The organism is Lujinxingia litoralis, from assembly GCF_003260125.1.
GTDB lineage: Bacteria > Myxococcota_A > Bradymonadia > Bradymonadales > Bradymonadaceae > Lujinxingia > Lujinxingia litoralis.
This window is the reverse complement of the sequence record NZ_QHKO01000010.1, coordinates 151,486-169,435: the sequence shown is the minus strand read 5'-3', so window position 1 is coordinate 169,435 and position 17,950 is coordinate 151,486. Positions and strand designations below refer to the sequence as shown.

General features: G+C 66.0%; 12 protein-coding genes. 9 read left to right on the top strand and 3 right to left on the bottom strand.

Translation table 11 applies throughout. From position 1 onward, the window contains the following. The first annotated feature begins 167 nt into the window (after nt 1–167). From DL240_RS17130 to DL240_RS17120, 3 genes are all read left to right on the top strand, one after another. Nucleotides 168–1,712: a hypothetical protein gene (locus DL240_RS17130; RefSeq protein ID WP_111731121.1), complete on the top strand. Its 1,545-nt coding sequence runs from the start codon at nt 168–170 to the stop codon at nt 1,710–1,712. A gap of 181 nt (nt 1,713–1,893) precedes the next feature. Then, nucleotides 1,894–3,528, top strand: coding sequence for a hydroxysqualene dehydroxylase (locus DL240_RS17125; RefSeq protein WP_111731120.1), 1,635 nt, complete (start codon nt 1,894–1,896; stop codon nt 3,526–3,528). Nucleotides 3,529–3,702: 174 nt separating this feature from the next. Next, the gene (locus tag DL240_RS17120; RefSeq protein WP_111731119.1) at nt 3,703–6,336 is read left to right on the top strand and encodes a response regulator; all 2,634 of its coding nucleotides are present in this window, start codon (nt 3,703–3,705) and stop codon (nt 6,334–6,336) included. Here DL240_RS17120 and DL240_RS17115 read toward each other — a convergent pair. Further along, nucleotides 6,333–7,736 (bottom strand): surface carbohydrate biosynthesis protein, encoded by a 1,404-nt coding sequence (locus DL240_RS17115; protein WP_111731118.1) that lies wholly within the window; start codon nt 7,734–7,736, stop codon nt 6,333–6,335. The genes DL240_RS17120 and DL240_RS17115 overlap by 4 nt on opposite strands. Next, entirely contained in the window at nt 7,733–9,592 is a 1,860-nt protein-coding gene (locus DL240_RS17110) for an ABC transporter ATP-binding protein (protein ID WP_111731117.1), read from the bottom strand. The genes DL240_RS17115 and DL240_RS17110 overlap by 4 nt, the downstream gene beginning before the upstream one ends. 396 nt (nt 9,593–9,988) lie before the next feature. Between DL240_RS17110 and DL240_RS17105 the strand changes: the two genes are divergently transcribed. The 6 genes from DL240_RS17105 (at nt 9,989) to DL240_RS17080 (ending at nt 16,799) form a co-directional block, all read left to right on the top strand. After that, entirely contained in the window at nt 9,989–12,280 is a 2,292-nt protein-coding gene (locus tag DL240_RS17105) for a glycosyltransferase (RefSeq protein ID WP_111731116.1), read from the top strand. A gap of 276 nt (nt 12,281–12,556) precedes the next feature. Then, the gene (gene rfbB, locus DL240_RS17100) at nt 12,557–13,594 is read left to right on the top strand and encodes a dTDP-glucose 4,6-dehydratase (RefSeq protein WP_111731115.1); all 1,038 of its coding nucleotides are present in this window, start codon (nt 12,557–12,559) and stop codon (nt 13,592–13,594) included. Between the two features lie 69 nt (nt 13,595–13,663). Then, nucleotides 13,664–14,389 carry a sugar phosphate nucleotidyltransferase gene (locus DL240_RS17095; protein ID WP_111731114.1) on the top strand — a complete coding sequence of 242 codons (726 nt, stop codon included), beginning with the start codon at nt 13,664–13,666 and terminating at the stop codon, nt 14,387–14,389. After that, nucleotides 14,386–14,886, top strand: a complete 501-nt coding sequence (locus DL240_RS17090; protein WP_111731113.1) for a dTDP-4-dehydrorhamnose 3,5-epimerase family protein — start codon at nt 14,386–14,388, stop codon at nt 14,884–14,886. Before DL240_RS17095 ends, DL240_RS17090 begins: the two co-directional genes overlap by 4 nt. A gap of 156 nt (nt 14,887–15,042) precedes the next feature. Then, nucleotides 15,043–16,050: a polysaccharide deacetylase family protein gene (locus DL240_RS17085; RefSeq protein WP_158542695.1), complete on the top strand. Its 1,008-nt coding sequence runs from the start codon at nt 15,043–15,045 to the stop codon at nt 16,048–16,050. After that, the gene (locus DL240_RS17080) at nt 16,029–16,799 is read left to right on the top strand and encodes a formyl transferase (RefSeq protein WP_111731111.1); all 771 of its coding nucleotides are present in this window, start codon (nt 16,029–16,031) and stop codon (nt 16,797–16,799) included. The genes DL240_RS17085 and DL240_RS17080 overlap by 22 nt, the downstream gene beginning before the upstream one ends. A 140-nt stretch (nt 16,800–16,939) precedes the next feature. Here the strand turns inward: DL240_RS17080 and DL240_RS17075 are convergent, their stop codons facing one another. Continuing rightward, nucleotides 16,940–17,947: an NAD-dependent epimerase gene (locus DL240_RS17075; RefSeq protein WP_111731110.1), complete on the bottom strand. Its 1,008-nt coding sequence runs from the start codon at nt 17,945–17,947 to the stop codon at nt 16,940–16,942. Between the last annotated feature and the right edge of the window lie 3 nt (nt 17,948–17,950).

The window sequence follows — 17,950 nt, the reverse complement described above, 5'->3', positions numbered from 1 at the left end:
GGCGGGAGTGGGGTGGAAGAGGGGGGAGGTGAGCCCCCCGGAGAGGCGTCAGGTGAATGCCCGCAGGGGCAGGAGACTGGCAAAACCACCCGAAAGGGGTAATGCCAGGCGCTCACTCACAGGAAAAGCGGGCCCGAAAGAGGCCCCTGACGTCTAAGGGGAGCGCGATGCGATACGTGGACATGAAGCGGAAACGGGTGGTCCGGGCTCTGGGGATGCTGATGCTCGCTGCCGTGGTGGTGTCGGGCTGTGGCGGCGAAGGGGGCTTTGGTTCGGAGTGCGCCCGGGGCGAGTGTCCCTCCATGCGTGCGATCACCGACGATCTGGCCGACCGGGTGGAGGTGGAATGGACTGGCGAGTCGGACGCAGAGATCGTGCTGCCTGCGCCCAGAGAGCAGGTGATTTTTGGGGGCACGATGCTCAACGAGAGCCCTCCGCCCACCTTTACGTTTGAGGGAGAGCCAGGGCAGTGGGTGGCGATTACGGTGTACTCGCGCGGGATGGCCTGGCCGACCTTTCGAGTGGGGGAGGGCCACGGGTACACCCGCTGGAGCCTCACGAATCGGGAGGAATATGGGGTCGCTCGCCGGGTGATGTTGCTGCCTCGTGAGGGGACGTATTCCCTGCGTGTGTACAGCGGGGTCAAGAGTGATGTGGCGGCAGACAGGTTGACCAGTGGTGGGGAGGACGCTCATTTTGTGGGGGTGATCGAGACCCTTGCTCCCCCGGCGCCGCGTGCGCTGCCGGTGGATGGGCCGGTTCGAGAGGAGCGTTTTCTTAACGTGCAGCGCTCGCTCTATCAGCTTGAAGAGGGGCAGGGAGGGCCTGTGGGGCTGCAGGTCGAGGCGTTTCATGACGATGGACACCCCTACTTTGCCCTGACGATGACCCTCGGGGATATCGCTCCCCTGGCGAGCTCCGATCTGCGTATTCGGAGCATCCCGATACGCCGCAATCCGGTGCTGCGCCGGGTGGTGAATCTCGAGGAGGAGCCTCAGGTTCACGTGGATCTGAATAACCATACCAACAACTACGGGTGGTATCGGGTCAGCGCCCGCGCGCTTGAGGCGATGGCGCCCGAGGCGCAGTTGCGCGCCGAGGAGGAGGGGGCGCCCGGTCAGATTATGGTGGCCTATCACCGAAACTGGGCGGGAGCTCCCGCCCAGCTGGAGATTCGTAAAGGGGGGACGCCGGTAATCACCGATGATGACGTCCCCGGGGTGGGAGAGCAGTCGTATACGAAGGGGGCGGTGGAGTACGCCCTGTACCTGGAGGAAGGGGACTCGGTGGAGGCCCGGCTTACCCCGGCCGCAGGGACGCCGCTTTATGAGGCCGAGGTGCACGTCGAGGTCAAGGAACCCCTGGCCATCTGGGAGGCCTATCCCGGAGCCCAGGGCGTCCAAATAGAGTATAAAGAGAGGCTCGGCGCACGTCGCAGCGAGTACGTTCTGCTCAACGTACGGGAACCCACCGGGGTGACGATCTCGGCCAGCGGGGCGGGGGGGGAACTTGAGTACGCCAGCGCCGCGGATGTGGATGTGTACCTGTATGACATCGACGACCCGAGTGCGCCCCTGCGGAGTAAGCAGGGTTTCGGAGGAGAGCGCTTCTGGAGCCGGCTGGAAGCCGGGCGTTATTTGGTTCAGTTTGAGGGCTACTCGCGACTCGAACTCGGGATGTGGCTGAGCGCGGAGTACGATCCGCCCCGGTAAAAAGGTGTGCGGACGGCAAGCGCCGACAGCCTGCGGGCTCCCCTTCCAGGCATTCAAAAACCTTTATTGCTCCGCTCGGGGGACAGGGTTAAGCTTCGCTCCCTTCATTCAGTGATGTGTGCAGCGCGCGCATAATGTGCGCCCGCGCAGTGGTCATCGTAGTCTGAGCAGTGGGTAAGTGATGTCGAAAAAAGTCGTGATTCTGGGCGGTGGCGTCGGTGGGATGAGCGCGGCTCAGGAGTTGGCCGAGCGCGGGTTTGATGTCGACGTGTATGAGCGTCTGGAGGTGCTCGGCGGCAAGGCCCGCAGCATCCCGGTGCCGGACTCGGCCACCGGCGGGCGAAAGCCCCTGCCCGGGGAGCACGGGTTTCGGTTTTTCCCGAGCTTTTATCGCCACATCTTCCACACGATGAAGCGCATTCCCTTTGGGACCAACCGCCGCGGGGTCTACGACAACCTGGTCGAGACCACCCACGTGATGGCCGCGCGCGAGGGGATGACCGAGATCTCCTTCCCGCTCTACGTGCCCGAGCGTCTGGAAGACTGGGAGATGCTCTACCGGCTGCTCGTCAAAAACGAGGCCAACATCCCGCGCGACGAGATGCTCTTTTTTGCCCGCAAGGTCCTCAAGTTTCTGACGGCCTCGCAGGCGCGGCGCGACGAGGAGTACGAGAACATCACGTGGTGGGATTTTGTCGAGGCCGATGGCAAGTCCAAAGAATACGTCGACTTTCTGGCGGTGGGGCTCACCCGCGACCTGGTGGCGATGCAGGCCGAGATCAGCAGCTCGCGCACCGTCGCCCGCATCTATGTGCAGCTGATGCTGGGCATCCTGCAGCCCTGGCTTCACGTGGATTCCATCCTCAACCGACCCACCACCGAGGCCTGGATCGACCCCTGGGAGGCCTACCTCACCCAGCTCGGGGTGACCTTCCACCGCGGGGCCAGCCTGGAGTCCTTTGATTACGACCCGGGCGCCGGGCGCATCACCGGGGTGCAGATCGCTCAGGGGGGCGCCAGCTACCGGGTGGAGGCCGACTACTTTGTGAGCGCGCTGCCGGTGGAGGCGATGGCCGGGAAGGTCAGCGCCGAGATGGCCGCCAGAGATCCGATGCTGGCCACCCTCGACCAGCTCCAGACCGGGTGGATGAACGGTATCCTCTTCTTTTTGCGCAAGGACCTCGATATCAACCACGGGCATATCCTCTATGTGGATAGCCCCTGGGCGCTGACGTCGATCTTTTCGCAGAACTTCTGGGAGGATGTCGACCTCTCGGAGTACGGGGAGGGCGATGTGCAGGGGATCCTCTCGCTGTGCATCTCGGACTGGAACACCCCCGGGGTGCTCTACGGAAAGCCGGCGAAGGAGTGCACGGCCGAGGAGATCAAGGAGGAGGTCTGGGCGCAGATCACCGCTCGCCTCAACGATACCGGCACCATCTTTTTGGACCCGGCCGACATCATCACCTGGTTCCTCTCACCGACCATCGAGATCAACGCCGGAGAGCCGACCCGTAATACCGAGCCGCTCTTGCTCAATACGGTGGGCTCGCTGCGCTATCGGCCGGAGGCTTCCACCCAGATTGAGAACCTCTTTCTGGCCAGCGACTACGTGCGGACCACCACGGATCTGGCCACGATGGAGTCGGCCAACGAGGCGGCGCGCCGGGCGGTCAATGGCATTCTGGGGCGAGAGGGCTGGCGGCTGGGGTTGTGCCGGCTCTACGAGTTGGAGGAGCCGGTGATCTTTAAGCCGGCCCGGGCCCTGGATGCGCTGCGCTTTAAGATGGGACTCCCGCAGCTGGAGTATCTCTAAGGAGCGTGCGTCGCCCCGGTTGATCCCCGTATGGGCGGGCCGGCGCGTTTTTTCCCTGAATTTCTGGTGCTCGACCCCGCGGTCGAGCCGCCGCCCCGGAGATCCTGGCCCGGGGAGGGACCGATGTTGTTGAGCCGCCGCTCCCTGGTGAGTGTGCAGTATGAGGTGTTTTAGATGATGGACGCGGACTCGGTAGGATGGCTGGAGCGCGCGGTGCGGCGCTTTATGCCGGCAGAGGCGCTGGAAGACTCGACCAAGCTCTTTCGGGCGCGGGTGGTCGTGGCGCTCTCCTTTGCGCTGGCGGTCTTTGGCCCGGTGTACGCGAGTATCCTCTACCTGGTGACGGGCTCCACGGCGGAGTCGATCGCCACGATCTTTGCCACGCTGGGGGTGGTGGCCGGGCCCTTCCTGATGAAGGCGCGGGTGCCCCTGGTGGTGGTGGGCAACTGGCTGACCTTTTGCGGGTTTGCGCTCTTTGCCTTTGTGGCCTCGCGGGAGCTGGGGCTGGCGGTGCTGATCTGGCAGGTGGTCTTTGCGATGTTTGCCGCGCTGATCGCCGGTAAGCGCTCGGCGCTGGCCTGGCTGGTGATCATGTCGGCGACGACGGCGTATTTTTATGTGGATCTGATCCGCGGGGCGCCGGCTCAGGGGATCTGGCTTAACACCACGCAGCTGATCTGGGAGATGAGCCTGGTCATCGGGATGTTTGCCGCCGTGATGGTGCTCACCCTGACCTACGAGACGATCAAGGAGTGGGCGGTGGCCGAGGTGCGTCGCAGCGAGGCGCAGACCCGGGCGATCTTTGATGCGGCGCCTGACGGCATCCTCACGCTGAGCGAAGAGGGCCGGGTGGGGCGGGTGAACGCCGCGGCGCTCCAGCTGCTGGGCTACGATTCGACGGAGCTGCGGCGGGTGAATTTCTGGTCGTTGCTGCCCCGGGTGAAGACCTCGTTGCCGGCCTGTGGCTTTGAGGAGGCCGCGCAGGAGGAGACGCCGGAGCAGGGGCTCTTTCAGGAGGCGCGGGAGCATGGCGAGGGGCTCAGCGCCTGGCTGGGGCGCGGTCACGAGACGGTGGCCCGGCGGCGCGAGGGCGCGTCTTTTCCGGCCGAGCTCTCGTTGACGCGGATCGGTGAGGAGGAGCGCTTTGTGGCGATTCTGCGCGACATCACCGAGCGTCGGGAGTTTCAGGAGAGCCTTAAGATCGCCCGGGATCAGGCCGTGGAGGCCAATCACGCCAAGAGTCGCTTTCTGGCCAACATCAGCCACGAGCTGCGCACGCCGCTCAACGCGATCATCGGCTACAGCGAGCTGATCCTGGATGACCTCGAGGAGTTTGAGCGCGTCGACGCCGAGGGGTTGCGCCCCGACATCACCAAGATCGGCAAGGCCGGGCGCCACCTGCTCGGGTTGATCAACCAGGTGCTGGACCTGGCCAAGGTCGAAGCCGGCAAGATGGACGTGTACGTGGAAACCATCGATGTGCGGGAGCTTCTGGAGGAGGTCACCGACACGATCATGCCGGTGGTCACCAAAAATAAGAACACGCTTCAGGTGAGCCTGAACCAGGCTCCAGACGTCGTGCGTGCCGATCGCATGAAGTTGCGCCAGGTGCTGATCAATCTCTTGTCGAACGCCTCCAAGTTCACCGAAGAGGGCACCATCGAGGTGCGGGTGGTCGAGCATCCGGAGCAGCGCTGCGTGTTTGAGGTGATCGACAGCGGCATCGGCATCCCGCCGGAGAAGCTCCAGGCGCTCTTTGAGGCGTTTCGCCAGGCCGACGACTCCACCACCCGGGAGTACGGGGGCACCGGGCTGGGGCTGACGATCAGCCAGCATTTTGCGCAGCTGATGCGGGGCGACATCGAGGTGGAGAGCCAGGTTGGGGAGGGCTCGACCTTTCGCGTGATCCTGCCGCTGGACTTCGACGACGAGGAGCAGGTGGTGGTTTCCGCGGAGGCCCCGCACGAGGAGCGTGCCACCGAAGAGGCCCGGGAGGAGGGCCCGGAGCTGGACGAGGAGCTGGTCGAGGAGAGCCCGGCGGCGGAGGGGGGACCGCGGGTGCTGGTGATCGACGACGATCCCACGGTGCATCAGCTGATGAAGCGCTACCTGCCCCGCCAGGGCTTCTGCGTGCACACCTGCCTGGGGGGAGAAGACACCCTGGAGGTGGTGCGGTCGGTGCGCCCCGATGTGATCACCCTGGATGTGCTCATGCCCGAGGTCGACGGCTGGGATGTGCTCCGCCGGCTCAAAGAAGATCGGGAGCTGAGCGCGATCCCGGTGGTGATGGTCACGATTGTCAGCGAGAAGAACGTGGGCCTCTCCCTGGGGGCGGCCGATTACCTGACCAAGCCCGTCGATCGCCACGAACTCTCCCGGGTGCTGCACGCTCATGTGGCCTCACCGGGGGTGGGGCCGGTGCTGGTGGTGGAAGATGACGATGCCACCCGCGAGCTTCTGATACGCACGATCCGCGGCGGGGGCTGGAAGACGCTGGGGGCCTGCGACGGGCTGGAGGCGCTGGACTTCATCGACGGGGGCGCCGCGCCCAGCGCGATCCTGCTCGATCTGATGATGCCGCGTCTCGACGGGTTCGGGCTTTTGGAGCGTTTGCGTCGTCGCCCGGAGGCCGCCGACATCCCGGTGATCGTGTTTTCGGCCGCCGATCTCGACGCCCGCGATCGGGAGCGTTTAAGCCGGGATGTGACGCGGATCCTCAAGAAGGGCGGCTTTGTGAAGAAGCAGCTGCTCCACGATCTGCGCCAGGCCATTGAGTCGGGGCGGCGCGCCTCCGAGGATCGCGTTTAAGGGGCCTCCACCACAAGCAGGCCCGGGCTGAACACCCGGTGGCGTACCGAGCGCCCGATCAGCGCCTGGACCCGGGCCAGTCGGCGAGCGATGTCGCGGGGATCGAAGCCGGGGAACTTGCCCCGGGCGTAGGCGTTGGCCACCCGGTGGCGGTGGGAGAGGGGGCGCGCCAGGGCTTTGGTGCGCTCGACCACCTGGCCGGCGAGCTCCTCGGCATAGAGGAGCGCGTCGGAGGGAGCCCCTTGAGGGGAGAGCGAGCGCTGGGCCTGCTGGAGCACCTCCAGGATCAGGGGCAGGGCTTCGCCGCGGAAGTTGTGCAGCAGCGCCAGCGCGCGGGGATCGGAGGGAGGAGTGGCCGGCCGCGGAGGCAGCTCCCGGCGGGGGCGCCGCGTGAGGGAGGCCACCGCGTCGAGCACCTCCTCGATCGAGGTGCAGTGCTGGCCGAAGAGGTTGGGTAAAAAGAGGGCGTCGGGGCCGCGGGAGTCGTCGGGGTGGAAGTTGATCACCGGGCGTCCGGCCAGGTGGGCCTCCAGCCCGGTGGTGCAGCCATCGTGGATCAGGCAGCGGCAGGCCAGCAGCCAGGGCGCCACCGGCCCCTGGTGGAGCACATGCAGGTGGGGCAGGCCGGCGAAGATGCGCTCATAGAGGGCCGGATCTTCGGAGGGGTGGGGGCGGAGCACGATGGACTGGTGGCCAAAGCGCTGGCTGAGTTCGTGGACCAGGCGCACAAAGCGGCTGAGCTGCTCGGTCTGGCGGGCCCAGCTCTCGATGGTGTGGCGGCGGCTGGCCGGGGAGTCGGGGTCAAAGCCGTTGTAGGAGCTGAAGACGAAGTCGCGACCCATGCGGTTGTTGGTGCGGGCCAGGTTGGTGTTGACCAGGATGAAGTCGCCGTAGCGCTGGCGCTGTTTTCGGGCGTCGGCCTCGAAGTAGGGGCGCCAGTCGGGACGGTAGAGGTCAAAGCCGGGGTGGCCGGTGGTCAGGATGTGGTCGGCCAGGTTTGGCGCGCGCATCCGGTAGGTGTCGCGCTGAAAGTCGCCCCAGGTGAGCACGTAGTCATCGCCGGCCAGGTGGTCGGGGTGGAGGCGGCTGTGGAGCACCTGGCGCCAGCGCTCTTCGGTGCCCGGGTAGACGGCCCCCTCGGTGTCCAGGTGCACGAAGCAGAACTGGCGGGACTTTAGGAGGTGATAGTCGTCGAGGCGGTCGGGGAAGTGGGGCCGGATGGCGTTTTTACCCAGGTAGACCCCGTGGTCGAGGTGGCGGCACAGGCGCATCAGCGTTTCGTGCAGGCCGATGTAGATGCGGTTGTGGGCCCGGGCGCTCAGGGCGGCCATGACCAGGCGAAAGTCGAGCTCGCGGTTGATCGTCTCGACGGGGAAGAGGATGGGGATCGGGGCGCTCATTTTAACCTCAGCTGGCGGGCGCCGGGCAGGGCGGTGGGCGGCTGGTGGGCGGCCTGGACCATTTGCTGGAAGGTGGGACAGCGGGCGGCCAGCTCGTCGTAGGTGCCCTGATCGATGAGGCGGCCCTGGTCCAGGACAAAGAGGCGATCGCAGTGGCGTACGGTGCTCAGGCGGTGGGCGATGATGATCAGGGTCATCTGGCCGGAGAGGCGATCGATGGCGCGGGTGATCTCGCGCTCGGTGGTGTTGTCCAGCGCGCTGGTGGCCTCGTCGAGCACCAGGAGATCGGGGCGGCGGTAGAGCGCGCGGGCGATGCCTAAGCGCTGGCGCTGGCCGCCGGAGAGGCGCACGCCGCCTTCGCCGATGGTGGTGTCCAGGGCCTCGGGAAGTGCAGAGATGTAGCTGGCGAGCTGGGCGTCGTGGAGGGCGCGCCAGACCTCGTCATCGTCGATGTGGGCGTCGGGCAGGCCAAAGGCGATGTTGCGCCGGATGGTATCGTCCATCAGGTAGACCGGCTGGGCGATGTAGCCCAGGTTGGCCTGCCAGCGTTCCAATTCGGCGTGAATGTTTTGTCCGTCGACCAGGACCTGGCCCTGGTCGGGAGGGAGCAGGCCCAGGATCAGGTCCACACAGGTGGTTTTGCCGGCGCCGGAAGGGCCGACGAAGGCCACGGATTGCCCCCGTTCAATGCGGAGGTCGATCTCGCGCAACGCCGGCTCTCCGCTCTCGGGGTAGGTGTAGTTGACCTGGTGCAGACGCAGCTCCCGGGTGAGGGGGCGAGGGTTGTCGCGGGGGCCGTGGGGCGGGGCTGTGTCGGTGTCGGTGGCGTCGAACGCCGAGGCGTTGAGGGCCGCCAGGTCGCCGGCGATCACGTCGACGCTGGGGCGAAAGTGGCGGATGCTGGTCAGCGCGGCGATGATGCGGGTTAACGAGGGCATCATGCGCACGGCGGCCATGGCAAAGAGGCCCAGCACCGGCAGGATCTGGGTCAGGGGCTGGCCGCGGGCGATGAGCATCAGCACCACCAGGATCATGCCGGCCAGGCCCAGGGTCTCGATCACATGGCGCGGGATCTCTTTGATAAACGAGTGAAAGCGCATGGCGCGGGCGTAGCGGGTGCTGTGGGCGGTGTAGGTGTCCAGGAAGAAGTCCTGCACGCCCAAAAGCTGGGCTTCTTTGACGCCGCCCAGGCCCTGGTTGACCCACTGGATCATCTGCCCGGAGTGGTGTTGCTGGGCCTTGCCCAGGCGCGTCGATTTCTGGCGTACCGAGCGGTAGAAGCCGTAGCTGACCAGCCCGAAGCTGAGCATGGCCACCGGGGCGATCAGGGGTTCGACGGCCGCCAGCAGGAGCGCGATCACGCAGACCACCATCAGCTCCACGGCCAGGGTGAGCAGGGGGATGACTACGTGGACAAAGCTTAAGCGCACCTCTTCGTTGACGTTTCGCAGGAGCTGGGCGCTGTTGCGATGGAGGTGAAAGGCGTAGGGGCTGTACAGGTAGGCACCGAAGAGGCGTCGGGAGAGGCGGACCTGGTTGTCGAAGACGAAGCGAAATTTCAGGTGATACATCAGGCCGAGGACGGCGTTTTTGATCACGAAGGTCAAGAGCAGGGTCAGCCCGGCGGCCATCACGATGCCGTTGGCCGAGGAGATGCCCAGGGAGCTCAGCAGGGTCTGAGCGCCGGGCATCTGGTAGGCCTGGGTGGGGTCGTTGAGCAGCGAGATAAAGGGCATGACGATGCCCACGCCCAGGGCTTCAAAGCCGGCGCCGACGAGCATCAGGGCGAAGAGGCCGCCGAGCTGTCGGCGCTGTCGGCGATCAAAGAGCGAGCCAATCTGTCGAAATAAGGTCATCGGTCCCCCCGAGGAGCCTGTGAGCAGGCGATGCACAGAAAGCTAGGCACCCGGCGCCGGGGCGAGAAGGGGGGGAGGCGGGCCGGGGGGAGGGGGCGAATTTTTTAAGGGGGAAGGCTTGAGGGGGAGGCGGTGGTGTTCAATTTTCTGTGTGACGTCGGCCGGGCCGGGAGTGGGGCTCGGGGGTTTGGAAAGTGGTTTAAGTATCAGGGGTTAGGTTCGGTTTGGGCTCGGGGGTCAGGGGGGCGAAAGGCTCCCTTTTTTGGGGGCCTGCAGAGCGGGCGCGGGGGATGAACGGGTGGAATTATTGAGCTTATCGTCAGCAGGTCTTTACTGCGAGCGCGGGGGTCTTCATTGAGTCGACGCAGCCACATTGTTTACGTGAGTCTGGATGGGATGATGGAGCCTCTGGGCACCTCCCAGGTGCTGCGCTACGTGCGGGCGCTGGCCGAGCGGGGGGAGTGGCGCTTTACGCTGGTGAGTCTGGAGCGGGAGCGCGACCGGGCCGAGGGGCAGGGGGCGCGGGAGGCGGCGCTGGCCCGGGAGCTGGCGGCGGCCGGGATCGGCTGGGAGCGGGCCGATTACGACGAGGGGGGCGGGCCGGCGGCGGTGGCCCGCAACATCAGCCGGTTACGGGCGCTGGTGCGGGAGGTGATGGCCCAGGGGCGCATCGATCTGGTGCACGCCCGCAGCTACGTGGCGGCCTCGGTGGTGAGGGGGCTGGGGCTGGAGTACCTCTTTGATATTCGCGGCTACTGGGTGGATGAGCGCCGGGAGCAGGGCCGCTGGTTTGATGGTCCGGTGCGCCTGGGGCTGGCCCGGCGCTGGGAGCGGGGGCTGTATCAGGGGGCCCGGGCGGTGGTGAGCCTGACCCGGGAGGCCGCCGAGGAGATTCGCGAAGGCAAGTTTGGGCCATGGCCGGCGGGCCGGGAGGTGGAGGTGATCCCGACCTGCGTGGACTATGGCGAGTTTGGCCTGGGGGGGCCCGGCGACGCCGGGGCAGTGCCAGAGTCGGTGCGCGAACGTCTGCGCGGGGCGCTGGTGGTGGGCATGGTCGGGGCGGTCAGTCAGGCGTACTGCGTGGAGGCATCGGTACGCCTCTTTGAGCAGGTGCTGGCCCGGCGCCCCGATGCCCATCTGCTGTGTCTGACACGGCAGGCCTCGGCGTTGCTGGCAATTTTACAGAAGGCGCGCCTGGATCCCTCTACCTACACGCTGGCCAGCGCGCCCCACGATCAGATGGCCAGCTGGCTGGGATTGATGGACTGGGGGCTCTTGCTGCGCAAGGCCGAGCCCTCGCATCGGGCGGCGATGCCGACCAAGCTGGCGGAGTTTTTTGCCAGCGGGGTGCGCCCGATTCAGTGGGGATGCAATCGGGAGGTGCGGCGGTGGGTGGAAAAAGCCCAGAGCGGGGTGGTGCTCGAGGATTTGAGCGAGTCGGAGTTGCGCCGGGCCGCCGGGGAGATCGCCGCCTCGGAGCGCTGCATGCATACGGCGTTGAAGGCGCGGTGGTTGACCCAGGCGCATTTCGATCTGACCGAAGGGGTACGCCGCTACGGGGCGCTCTATGAGCGATTGCTGGGGAGCCGAGAGCGTCTGAAGGTGTTGTTTTTGACCGAGGGCCAGACCGTGCCGGCCTCCCGCTACCGGGTCGAGCAGCTGGTGCCCCATCTGCAGGAGCGGGGCATCGCCTGCGAGGTGAAAGCGGCCTACGGGAAGGGATACAACCGCCTGGGCGACGGAGCCCTGGGCAAGCTCTACAAGCTGGGGTGCAGCTTAAAGCGGGTGCCCTGGGGGCTGCAGGCCGAGGGGTACGACGTGGTCTTTTTGCAGCGCCTGGCGCTTCCCTTTAGCGGGGCGCCGGAGGCGCTGGCCGCGGCGCGCAACCCGCGGGCGATCTTCGATGTGGATGACGCGATCTTTCGCGGGCCCGATGGCAACGAGGATCGCCGGGGGGCCCGGGCCTTTGAGCAGGCCTGCGAGGCGGTGGCGCATGTGATCTGTGGCAATGAGTACATCGGGGCGCATGTGCCCTCGGGGGTGCCGACCTCGGTGATTCCCACGGTGGTCGATACCCGGCGTTACCGGCCGCCGGCCAATCGCCCGGCGGGGCCGGTGGTGATCGGGTGGATGGGGACCCGCTCGAACTTCGGGAGCCTGGAGTGCGCGCTGCCCCTGTTGCGCCGGCTGGTGGAGGAGCGCGACGATGTGATCGTCCGGCTGATCTCCAATGGCGAGTTTGAGCCGCTGAAGGGGGTGGCGCGGGTGGAGCAGCGGGCCTGGTCGGCGGAGCGGGAGGTGGCCGAGTTGCAGGGGTTTGATGTGGGGATCATGCCCCTGGTGGAGAACGCTGCCACCCGGGGTAAATGCGGCTTTAAGCTGCTGCTCTACATGTCGGCCGGGCTGCCGGTGGTGGCCTCGGCGGTGGGGGCCAACCGCACGATTCTGGAGGGGAGTCGGGCCGGGATTTTGGCCGGGGATATGGCGGAGTTTGAGCGCGGGCTGCGCGAGCTCATCGACCAGCCGGCCCTGCGGGTGCGGATGGGGCGCCGGGGGCGCCGGCTGGTGGAGGAGCGCTACTCGGTGGAGGCGGTCATCGATCGCTATGTGGCCATTTTAGAGGAGGTCGCTGAGCGCGCGCCGCGGGTCCGCCCGGTGGACGCGCCGCTGCGGGCGGCCGGGGGGTGACGCGTGTCTCTGGCCGGGGGGCGTTGTCGGAGACACGCGTCATACGGGGTGCCGAGCAAGAGCGGGGGGAGTATGGGGGGAGGAGGTCGGGCACCGGCGGCGCCCGGGAAGAGGGGGGCGCTAAGAAAAGATTTGGGAGTGCCGTCGGATACCGGGGCAGCAGGAGCCGGGAGAGGGAGCCGGTGCCGCGCCCCAAAACATATGCGACATCGACCGGGCTTAAGAAGCGGCCCGCGGACGATTCTGACACGTTGGCAGTAGCGAGCGGAGGGGAGCATGGATGCGAGCCACCTGTTGGTGACGGGAGGGGCGGGGTTTATCGGTGCCAATCTGGTGCACTGGTTGCGCCGGGAACACCCCGGGGTGCGGGTGAGCGTGGTTGATAAGCTGACCTACGCCGGGAATCGGCGTTACCTGGAAGAGCTGATTGCTCGCCGGGAGGTGCCGCTGATCGTCGCCGACATCGCCGACCGGGAGGCCATGGAGGGCCTCTTTGCCCGGTCGGATTTTGACGGGGTGATTCATCTGGCGGCGGAGAGCCATGTCGATCGCTCCATTTCGGGGCCGGCGGCGTTTATTCAGACCAACGTGGTGGGCTCCTTTGTGCTGCTGGAGGCGGCCCGCCAGGCCTGGGAGAAGCGCGGGATTGAAGGGCGCTTTCTGCATGTCTCCACCGATGAGGTCTACGGCAGCCTGGGGCCGCGCGGCGCGTTCAGTGAGCGTTCGCCCTACGATCCGAGCAGCCCCTACTCGGCGACCAAGGCCTCCAGCGATCATTTGGCCCGGGCCTACCATCGCACCTACGGGATGGATGTGGTGATCACCAATTGCTCCAACAACTTCGGGCCCTATCAGTATCCGGAGAAGCTCATCCCGGTGATCATTCGACGGTTAAGCCAGGGGCTGGAGGTGCCGGTGTACGGCGACGGGCGCCATGTACGTGACTGGCTCTATGTGGAGGATCATTGCCGCGCGCTGGGGCTGGTCTTTGAGCAGGGCGAGAGCGGCCAGAGCTACAACGTGGGGGCGCATAACGAGTGGACCAATCTGGAGCTGGTCCACACCCTGGGGGAGCTTGTCGACCGCCGGTTGGGCCGCGCCGAGGGGACCGCTCGGAGTCTGGTGCGCTTTGTGGCCGATCGGCCCGGCCATGACCGGCGCTACGCCATCGACGCCGGGCGTATTCGCAAAGATCTGGGGTGGGAGCCGGCCTGGAGCTTTGAGGCGGCCCTGGAGCATACGGTGGACTGGTATCTCACGCATATGGACAGGATCTGGGCGCCGGGGCCGGTGTCGCCGGGGCGATGGGCGTAACTTCTACGATTCGGGTGTCGGGGCCGCGTGTGGCCCGGCGCCTGCAACGCGCAGACATGAGGGGGCATCATGAGGGGTGTGGTTCTGGCGGGGGGCACGGGCAGCCGGCTCTTTCCGCTTACCAAGGTCACGAACAAGCATCTTCTTCCGGTGGGACGTCAGCCGATGCTGATCCACCCGATCTTCAAACTTCGGGAGGCCGGCATCTCGCAGATTCTCATCGTCACGGGCACCGAGCATATGGGCGATGTGGTGGGCCTGCTGGGCAGCGGTCGAGATTTTGGCTGCCAGTTCACCTACCGCGTTCAGGACGAGGCCGGCGGCATCGCCCAGGCGCTCTCGCTGGCCGAGAACTTCTCCAGCGGGGAGCCGGTCTGCGTGGTGCTGGGCGATAACATCTTTGAGGACAGCATCGCCGATGAAGCGCGGCGCTACCGGGAGCAGGGCGGCGGGGCGCGCATTTTGCTCAAAGAGGTGCCCGATCCGGAGCGCTACGGGGTGGCCCGGGTGGAGGGGGATCGGGTGGTCGAAATTCTCGAAAAACCGCAACGACCGCCGAGCAATCTGGCCGTGACCGGGATGTATTTCTTTGATGCCCAGGTCTACGAGATCATCCGCCGTCAGCGCCCCTCGGCCCGCGGGGAGTACGAGATCACCGACGTCAACAACGCCTACATCGAGCGCGAAGAGCTGAGCTGGGGGAGGCTGCGGGGCTGGTGGACCGATGCCGGCACCTTCACCTCCTATCATCAGGCCAACCGCTGGGTGATGGACGCCAACCGGGAGGATGTATGAGCCGGATCGAAGAGCAGGAGTCCCTCTCCAAGATCGTGGGTGTGGTGGTGCGCTCGCTGACCCGCCACAGCGATCCGCGGGGGTGGTTGATGGAGCTGTGGCGACAGGATCAGCTCCCGCAGGATTTCTGGCCGCAGATGACCTACATCTCACAGACCGCCCCGGGGGTTGCGCGCGGGCCCCATGAGCATGTCGATCAGGCCGACTACTTCTGTTTTCTGGGGCCGGGCACCTTTCGGTTGCATCTGTGGGACAATCGCCCGCCCTCGACCAGTTATGAGCGCTACGAGGTCTTTGAGCTTGGCGAGGAGCAGCCCGCGGCGGTGATCATTCCGGCCGGGGTGGTGCACGCCTATCAAAATATCAGCCGCGGGCCCGGGTGGGTGATCAACTGCCCCAACCGCCTCTATCGCGGCGAGGGTTATGCTGAAGAGGTCGATGAGATTCGTCATGAAGACGATCCTCAATCCCCCTTTCAGCTCGGGAGAGCGCGCTAGCATCAGGCGCTTTAGGGGGGCGCGCGCGCCGGGGGGAGCGCGCGCAACCTGTCAATGATGCGCCGGGGAGTGAGCCGGGGCGTGGGGCGAGAGTCCGGCGTTTCGGCGCCCCGGCGCATAAGTCGAAGGAGCCGGCAACCACAGCAAGGGGGAAGGATGCGGGCAGCACGCTTTGTGATCTCACTGGATCTGGAACTCTTCTGGGGGGTGCGCGATCACCGCCGTCTGGAAGACTATCGGGTGGAGCTGCTGGGGGTACGCCGGGCGGTTCCGGCGATGCTCAAGCTCTTTGAGGAGTACGGGGTGATGGCCACCTGGGCCACCGTCGGGATGCTTTTCTGTGAGAGTCGCGACGAGCTGCTGGCCAGCCTCCCGCGGCGCATTCCGGCCTACCGCGATGCGTCGCTCTCGCCCTACCCGCATATCGCGTCGATTGGACGCGATGAGGTCGAGGATCCCTTTCATTTCGGGCTCTCGCTGGTGCGCCTCATCGAAGCGAGTCCGGGCCAGGAGATCGCCTCGCATACCTTCTCGCATTACTACTGCTGTGAGCCGGGGCAGGGGCCGGCGGAGTTTGAGGCGGACCTGGAGGCGGCGGTGGCCGTCGCCGGGAGGCGCGGACTGCGGCTGCGGAGCCTGGTGTTTCCGCGCAATCAGATGCGGCGCGACTACCTGGAGATCTGCCGGCGCCTGGGGCTGGAGGTGTATCGGGGAAATCCGCCGGGCTGGCTCTATCGGGCTCATGATCGGGCGCAGAATACGGGCATGCGCCGGGTCGCGCGTCTGATCGACAGCGTGGCTCCGCTGACCGGCGCGCGCTGTGTCTCGGAGGGCTCTCCGCTGGCGCGCCAGCCGGTGGATGTGCCGGCCACGCGCTTCTTTCGGCCGCTGGCCACCCGGAGCGCGTGGCTGGCGCGTCGTCAGCGCGTGCGGATCTGCCGCGAGATCGATGAGGCGGTGCGGCGCGGGGGCATCTACCACCTGTGGTGGCACCCGCATAACTTCGGGGTGGGACTGGAGGCGCATCTCTCCGAGCTGCAGTACATTCTCGAACATATGGCGCGCTGGCGGGACGCCGGCCAGCTGGTGACGGCGACGATGGCCGAGGCCGCGCGTCAGGGCATCTCAGATCAGGAGGGACCATGGGCGAGCGCCGCGTGGTGATGTTGGCAGGCCCGGGAGCTGTTACGCCGATGCTCTATCACGAGCTGGCAGGGCGTTTCGGGCCGGTGCAGGTGATTATGGAAGCACCGATGTCCCGCGTCGACTTTATGCGTCGGCGCGCTCGAAAGCTGGGCTGGGTGAAGGTCGGGCACCAGACGCTCTTTCAGGCGGTGGTGGCCCCGGCGCTGCGCCTGGAGGGGCGCCGTCGCATTCACGAGATTCAGCGGGCCTATGACCTGCGTCGGGAGCCAATTCCTCCGGGGCAGATCTCGGCGGTGCCTTCGGTGAACTCCGAGGAGGCGCGCCAGGCGTTACAACGTTTTAACCCGGAGGTGGTGGTGATCAGCGCCACCCGTATTGTGAGCAAAGCCACCCTGGCGTGTGTGGACGCCCCCTTTATCAATCTGCATACCGGCATCACGCCCTTTTATCGCGGTGTGCACGGGGGGTACTGGGCGCTGCGTCAGCGGGAACCGGAGCGCTTCGGGGTGACGGTTCATCTGGTCGACCCGGGCATTGATACCGGGGAGATCCTGGCGCAGCGGGTGATTCAGCCCTCCAAGGACGATAACTTCGCGACCTACCCCTATCTGCAGTTCGCCCACGGTGTGCCGATGGTCGGGCAGGCGGTTGAAGCGCTGCTCGGCGGCGAAACCCCGGGCTGGGAGGTGCGCGCCAGGGGGAGCCGGCTGTGGTCCCATCCCACGGTGGTTTCGTATTTGAGAGGACGGAGCTACGGGGTGCGCTGAGTTGGCTGTTGATGGTGTTTTTTGTGTCGGTGTTGGTGTGCAGCTGGGTGAATTTAAACAAAAAACCGACCGCGATGCGGTCGGTTTTTTTATGGTCCGGCTTCTCTGGAGGGGGCGGCGCCGAGCGCTGATTCAATCGTTCAGCGCGTGTAGTACTCGCGGTACCAGGCCACGAAGTTGGCGATCCCTTCCTGGATCGGCGTGTCGGGTTTGAATCCCACATCGGCGATCAGATCATCGACATCGGCGTAGGTGGCCTGCACATCACCGGGTTGCATGGGCAGGAAGTCTTTCTGGGCCTCCTGACCCAGGCATTCTTCGAGCGCCCCGATCATGTCCATGAGTTGCACCGGGTTGTTGTTGCCAATGTTGTAGATGCGGTAGGGCGCCGCGCTGGTCCCCGGATCGGGAGCGTCGCCCGACCAGCTGGCGTTGGGCTCGGCCACGCGATCGGTGACCCGGACCACGCCCTCGATGATGTCATCGATGTAGGTGAAGTCGCGCTGCATATCACCGTGGTTGAACACTTTGATGGGGCGCCCTTTCAGGATGGCATCGGTGAAGAGGAAGAGCGCCATATCGGGGCGTCCCCAGGGGCCGTAGACCGTGAAGAAACGCAACCCGGTGGTCGGCAGCCCGTAGAGGTGACTGTAGGTGTGGGCCATCAGCTCGTTGGCCTTCTTGGTGGCGGCGTAGAGGCTGACGGGGTGGTCGATGTTGTCGTGGATGGAGAAGGGCAGCGAGGTGTTGGCGCCGTAGACCGAACTCGAGGAGGCGTAGACCAGGTGCGGAGTCTCCTGGTGGCGGCAGCCCTCCAGGATGTTGGTAAACGCCACGATGTTGGAGTCGATATAGGCGTGGGGGTTCTCCAGCGAGTAGCGCACGCCGGCCTGGGCGGCCAGGTGCACGACGCGATCGAAGTCATGCTTTTTGAAGAGCGCTTCCACGCCCTGGCGATCGGCCAGCTCGAGCTTCTCAAACGAGAAGTTCTCCTGCGTCTGCAGGCGCTCCAGGCGAGCGAGCTTGAGGTTCGGGTCGTAGTAGTCGTTGATGTTATCGACGCCCACCACGGTGTCACCGCGCTCCAGGAGGCGGTGGGAGAGATGGGAGCCGATGAAACCGGCGGCGCCGGTGACCAGGATCTTCATAAA

Bases quoted from the DNA above. Each gene is read 5' to 3' on its own strand.
- DL240_RS17075 (WP_111731110.1), bottom strand. From the start codon at position 17,947: ATGAAGATCCTGGTCACCGGCGCCGCCGGTTTCATCGGCTCCCATCTC.
- rfbB (WP_111731115.1), top strand. From the start codon at position 12,557: ATGGATGCGAGCCACCTGTTGGTGACGGGAGGGGCGGGGTTTATCGGT.
- DL240_RS17080 (WP_111731111.1), top strand. From the start codon at position 16,029: ATGGGCGAGCGCCGCGTGGTGATGTTGGCAGGCCCGGGAGCTGTTACG.
- DL240_RS17085 (WP_158542695.1), top strand. From the start codon at position 15,043: ATGCGGGCAGCACGCTTTGTGATCTCACTGGATCTGGAACTCTTCTGG.
- DL240_RS17125 (WP_111731120.1), top strand. From the start codon at position 1,894: ATGTCGAAAAAAGTCGTGATTCTGGGCGGTGGCGTCGGTGGGATGAGC.
- DL240_RS17095 (WP_111731114.1), top strand. From the start codon at position 13,664: ATGAGGGGTGTGGTTCTGGCGGGGGGCACGGGCAGCCGGCTCTTTCCG.
- DL240_RS17105 (WP_111731116.1), top strand. From the start codon at position 9,989: ATGATGGAGCCTCTGGGCACCTCCCAGGTGCTGCGCTACGTGCGGGCG.
- DL240_RS17120 (WP_111731119.1), top strand. From the start codon at position 3,703: ATGATGGACGCGGACTCGGTAGGATGGCTGGAGCGCGCGGTGCGGCGC.
- DL240_RS17110 (WP_111731117.1), bottom strand. From the start codon at position 9,592: ATGACCTTATTTCGACAGATTGGCTCGCTCTTTGATCGCCGACAGCGC.
- DL240_RS17115 (WP_111731118.1), bottom strand. From the start codon at position 7,736: ATGAGCGCCCCGATCCCCATCCTCTTCCCCGTCGAGACGATCAACCGC.
- DL240_RS17090 (WP_111731113.1), top strand. From the start codon at position 14,386: ATGAGCCGGATCGAAGAGCAGGAGTCCCTCTCCAAGATCGTGGGTGTG.
- DL240_RS17130 (WP_111731121.1), top strand. From the start codon at position 168: ATGCGATACGTGGACATGAAGCGGAAACGGGTGGTCCGGGCTCTGGGG.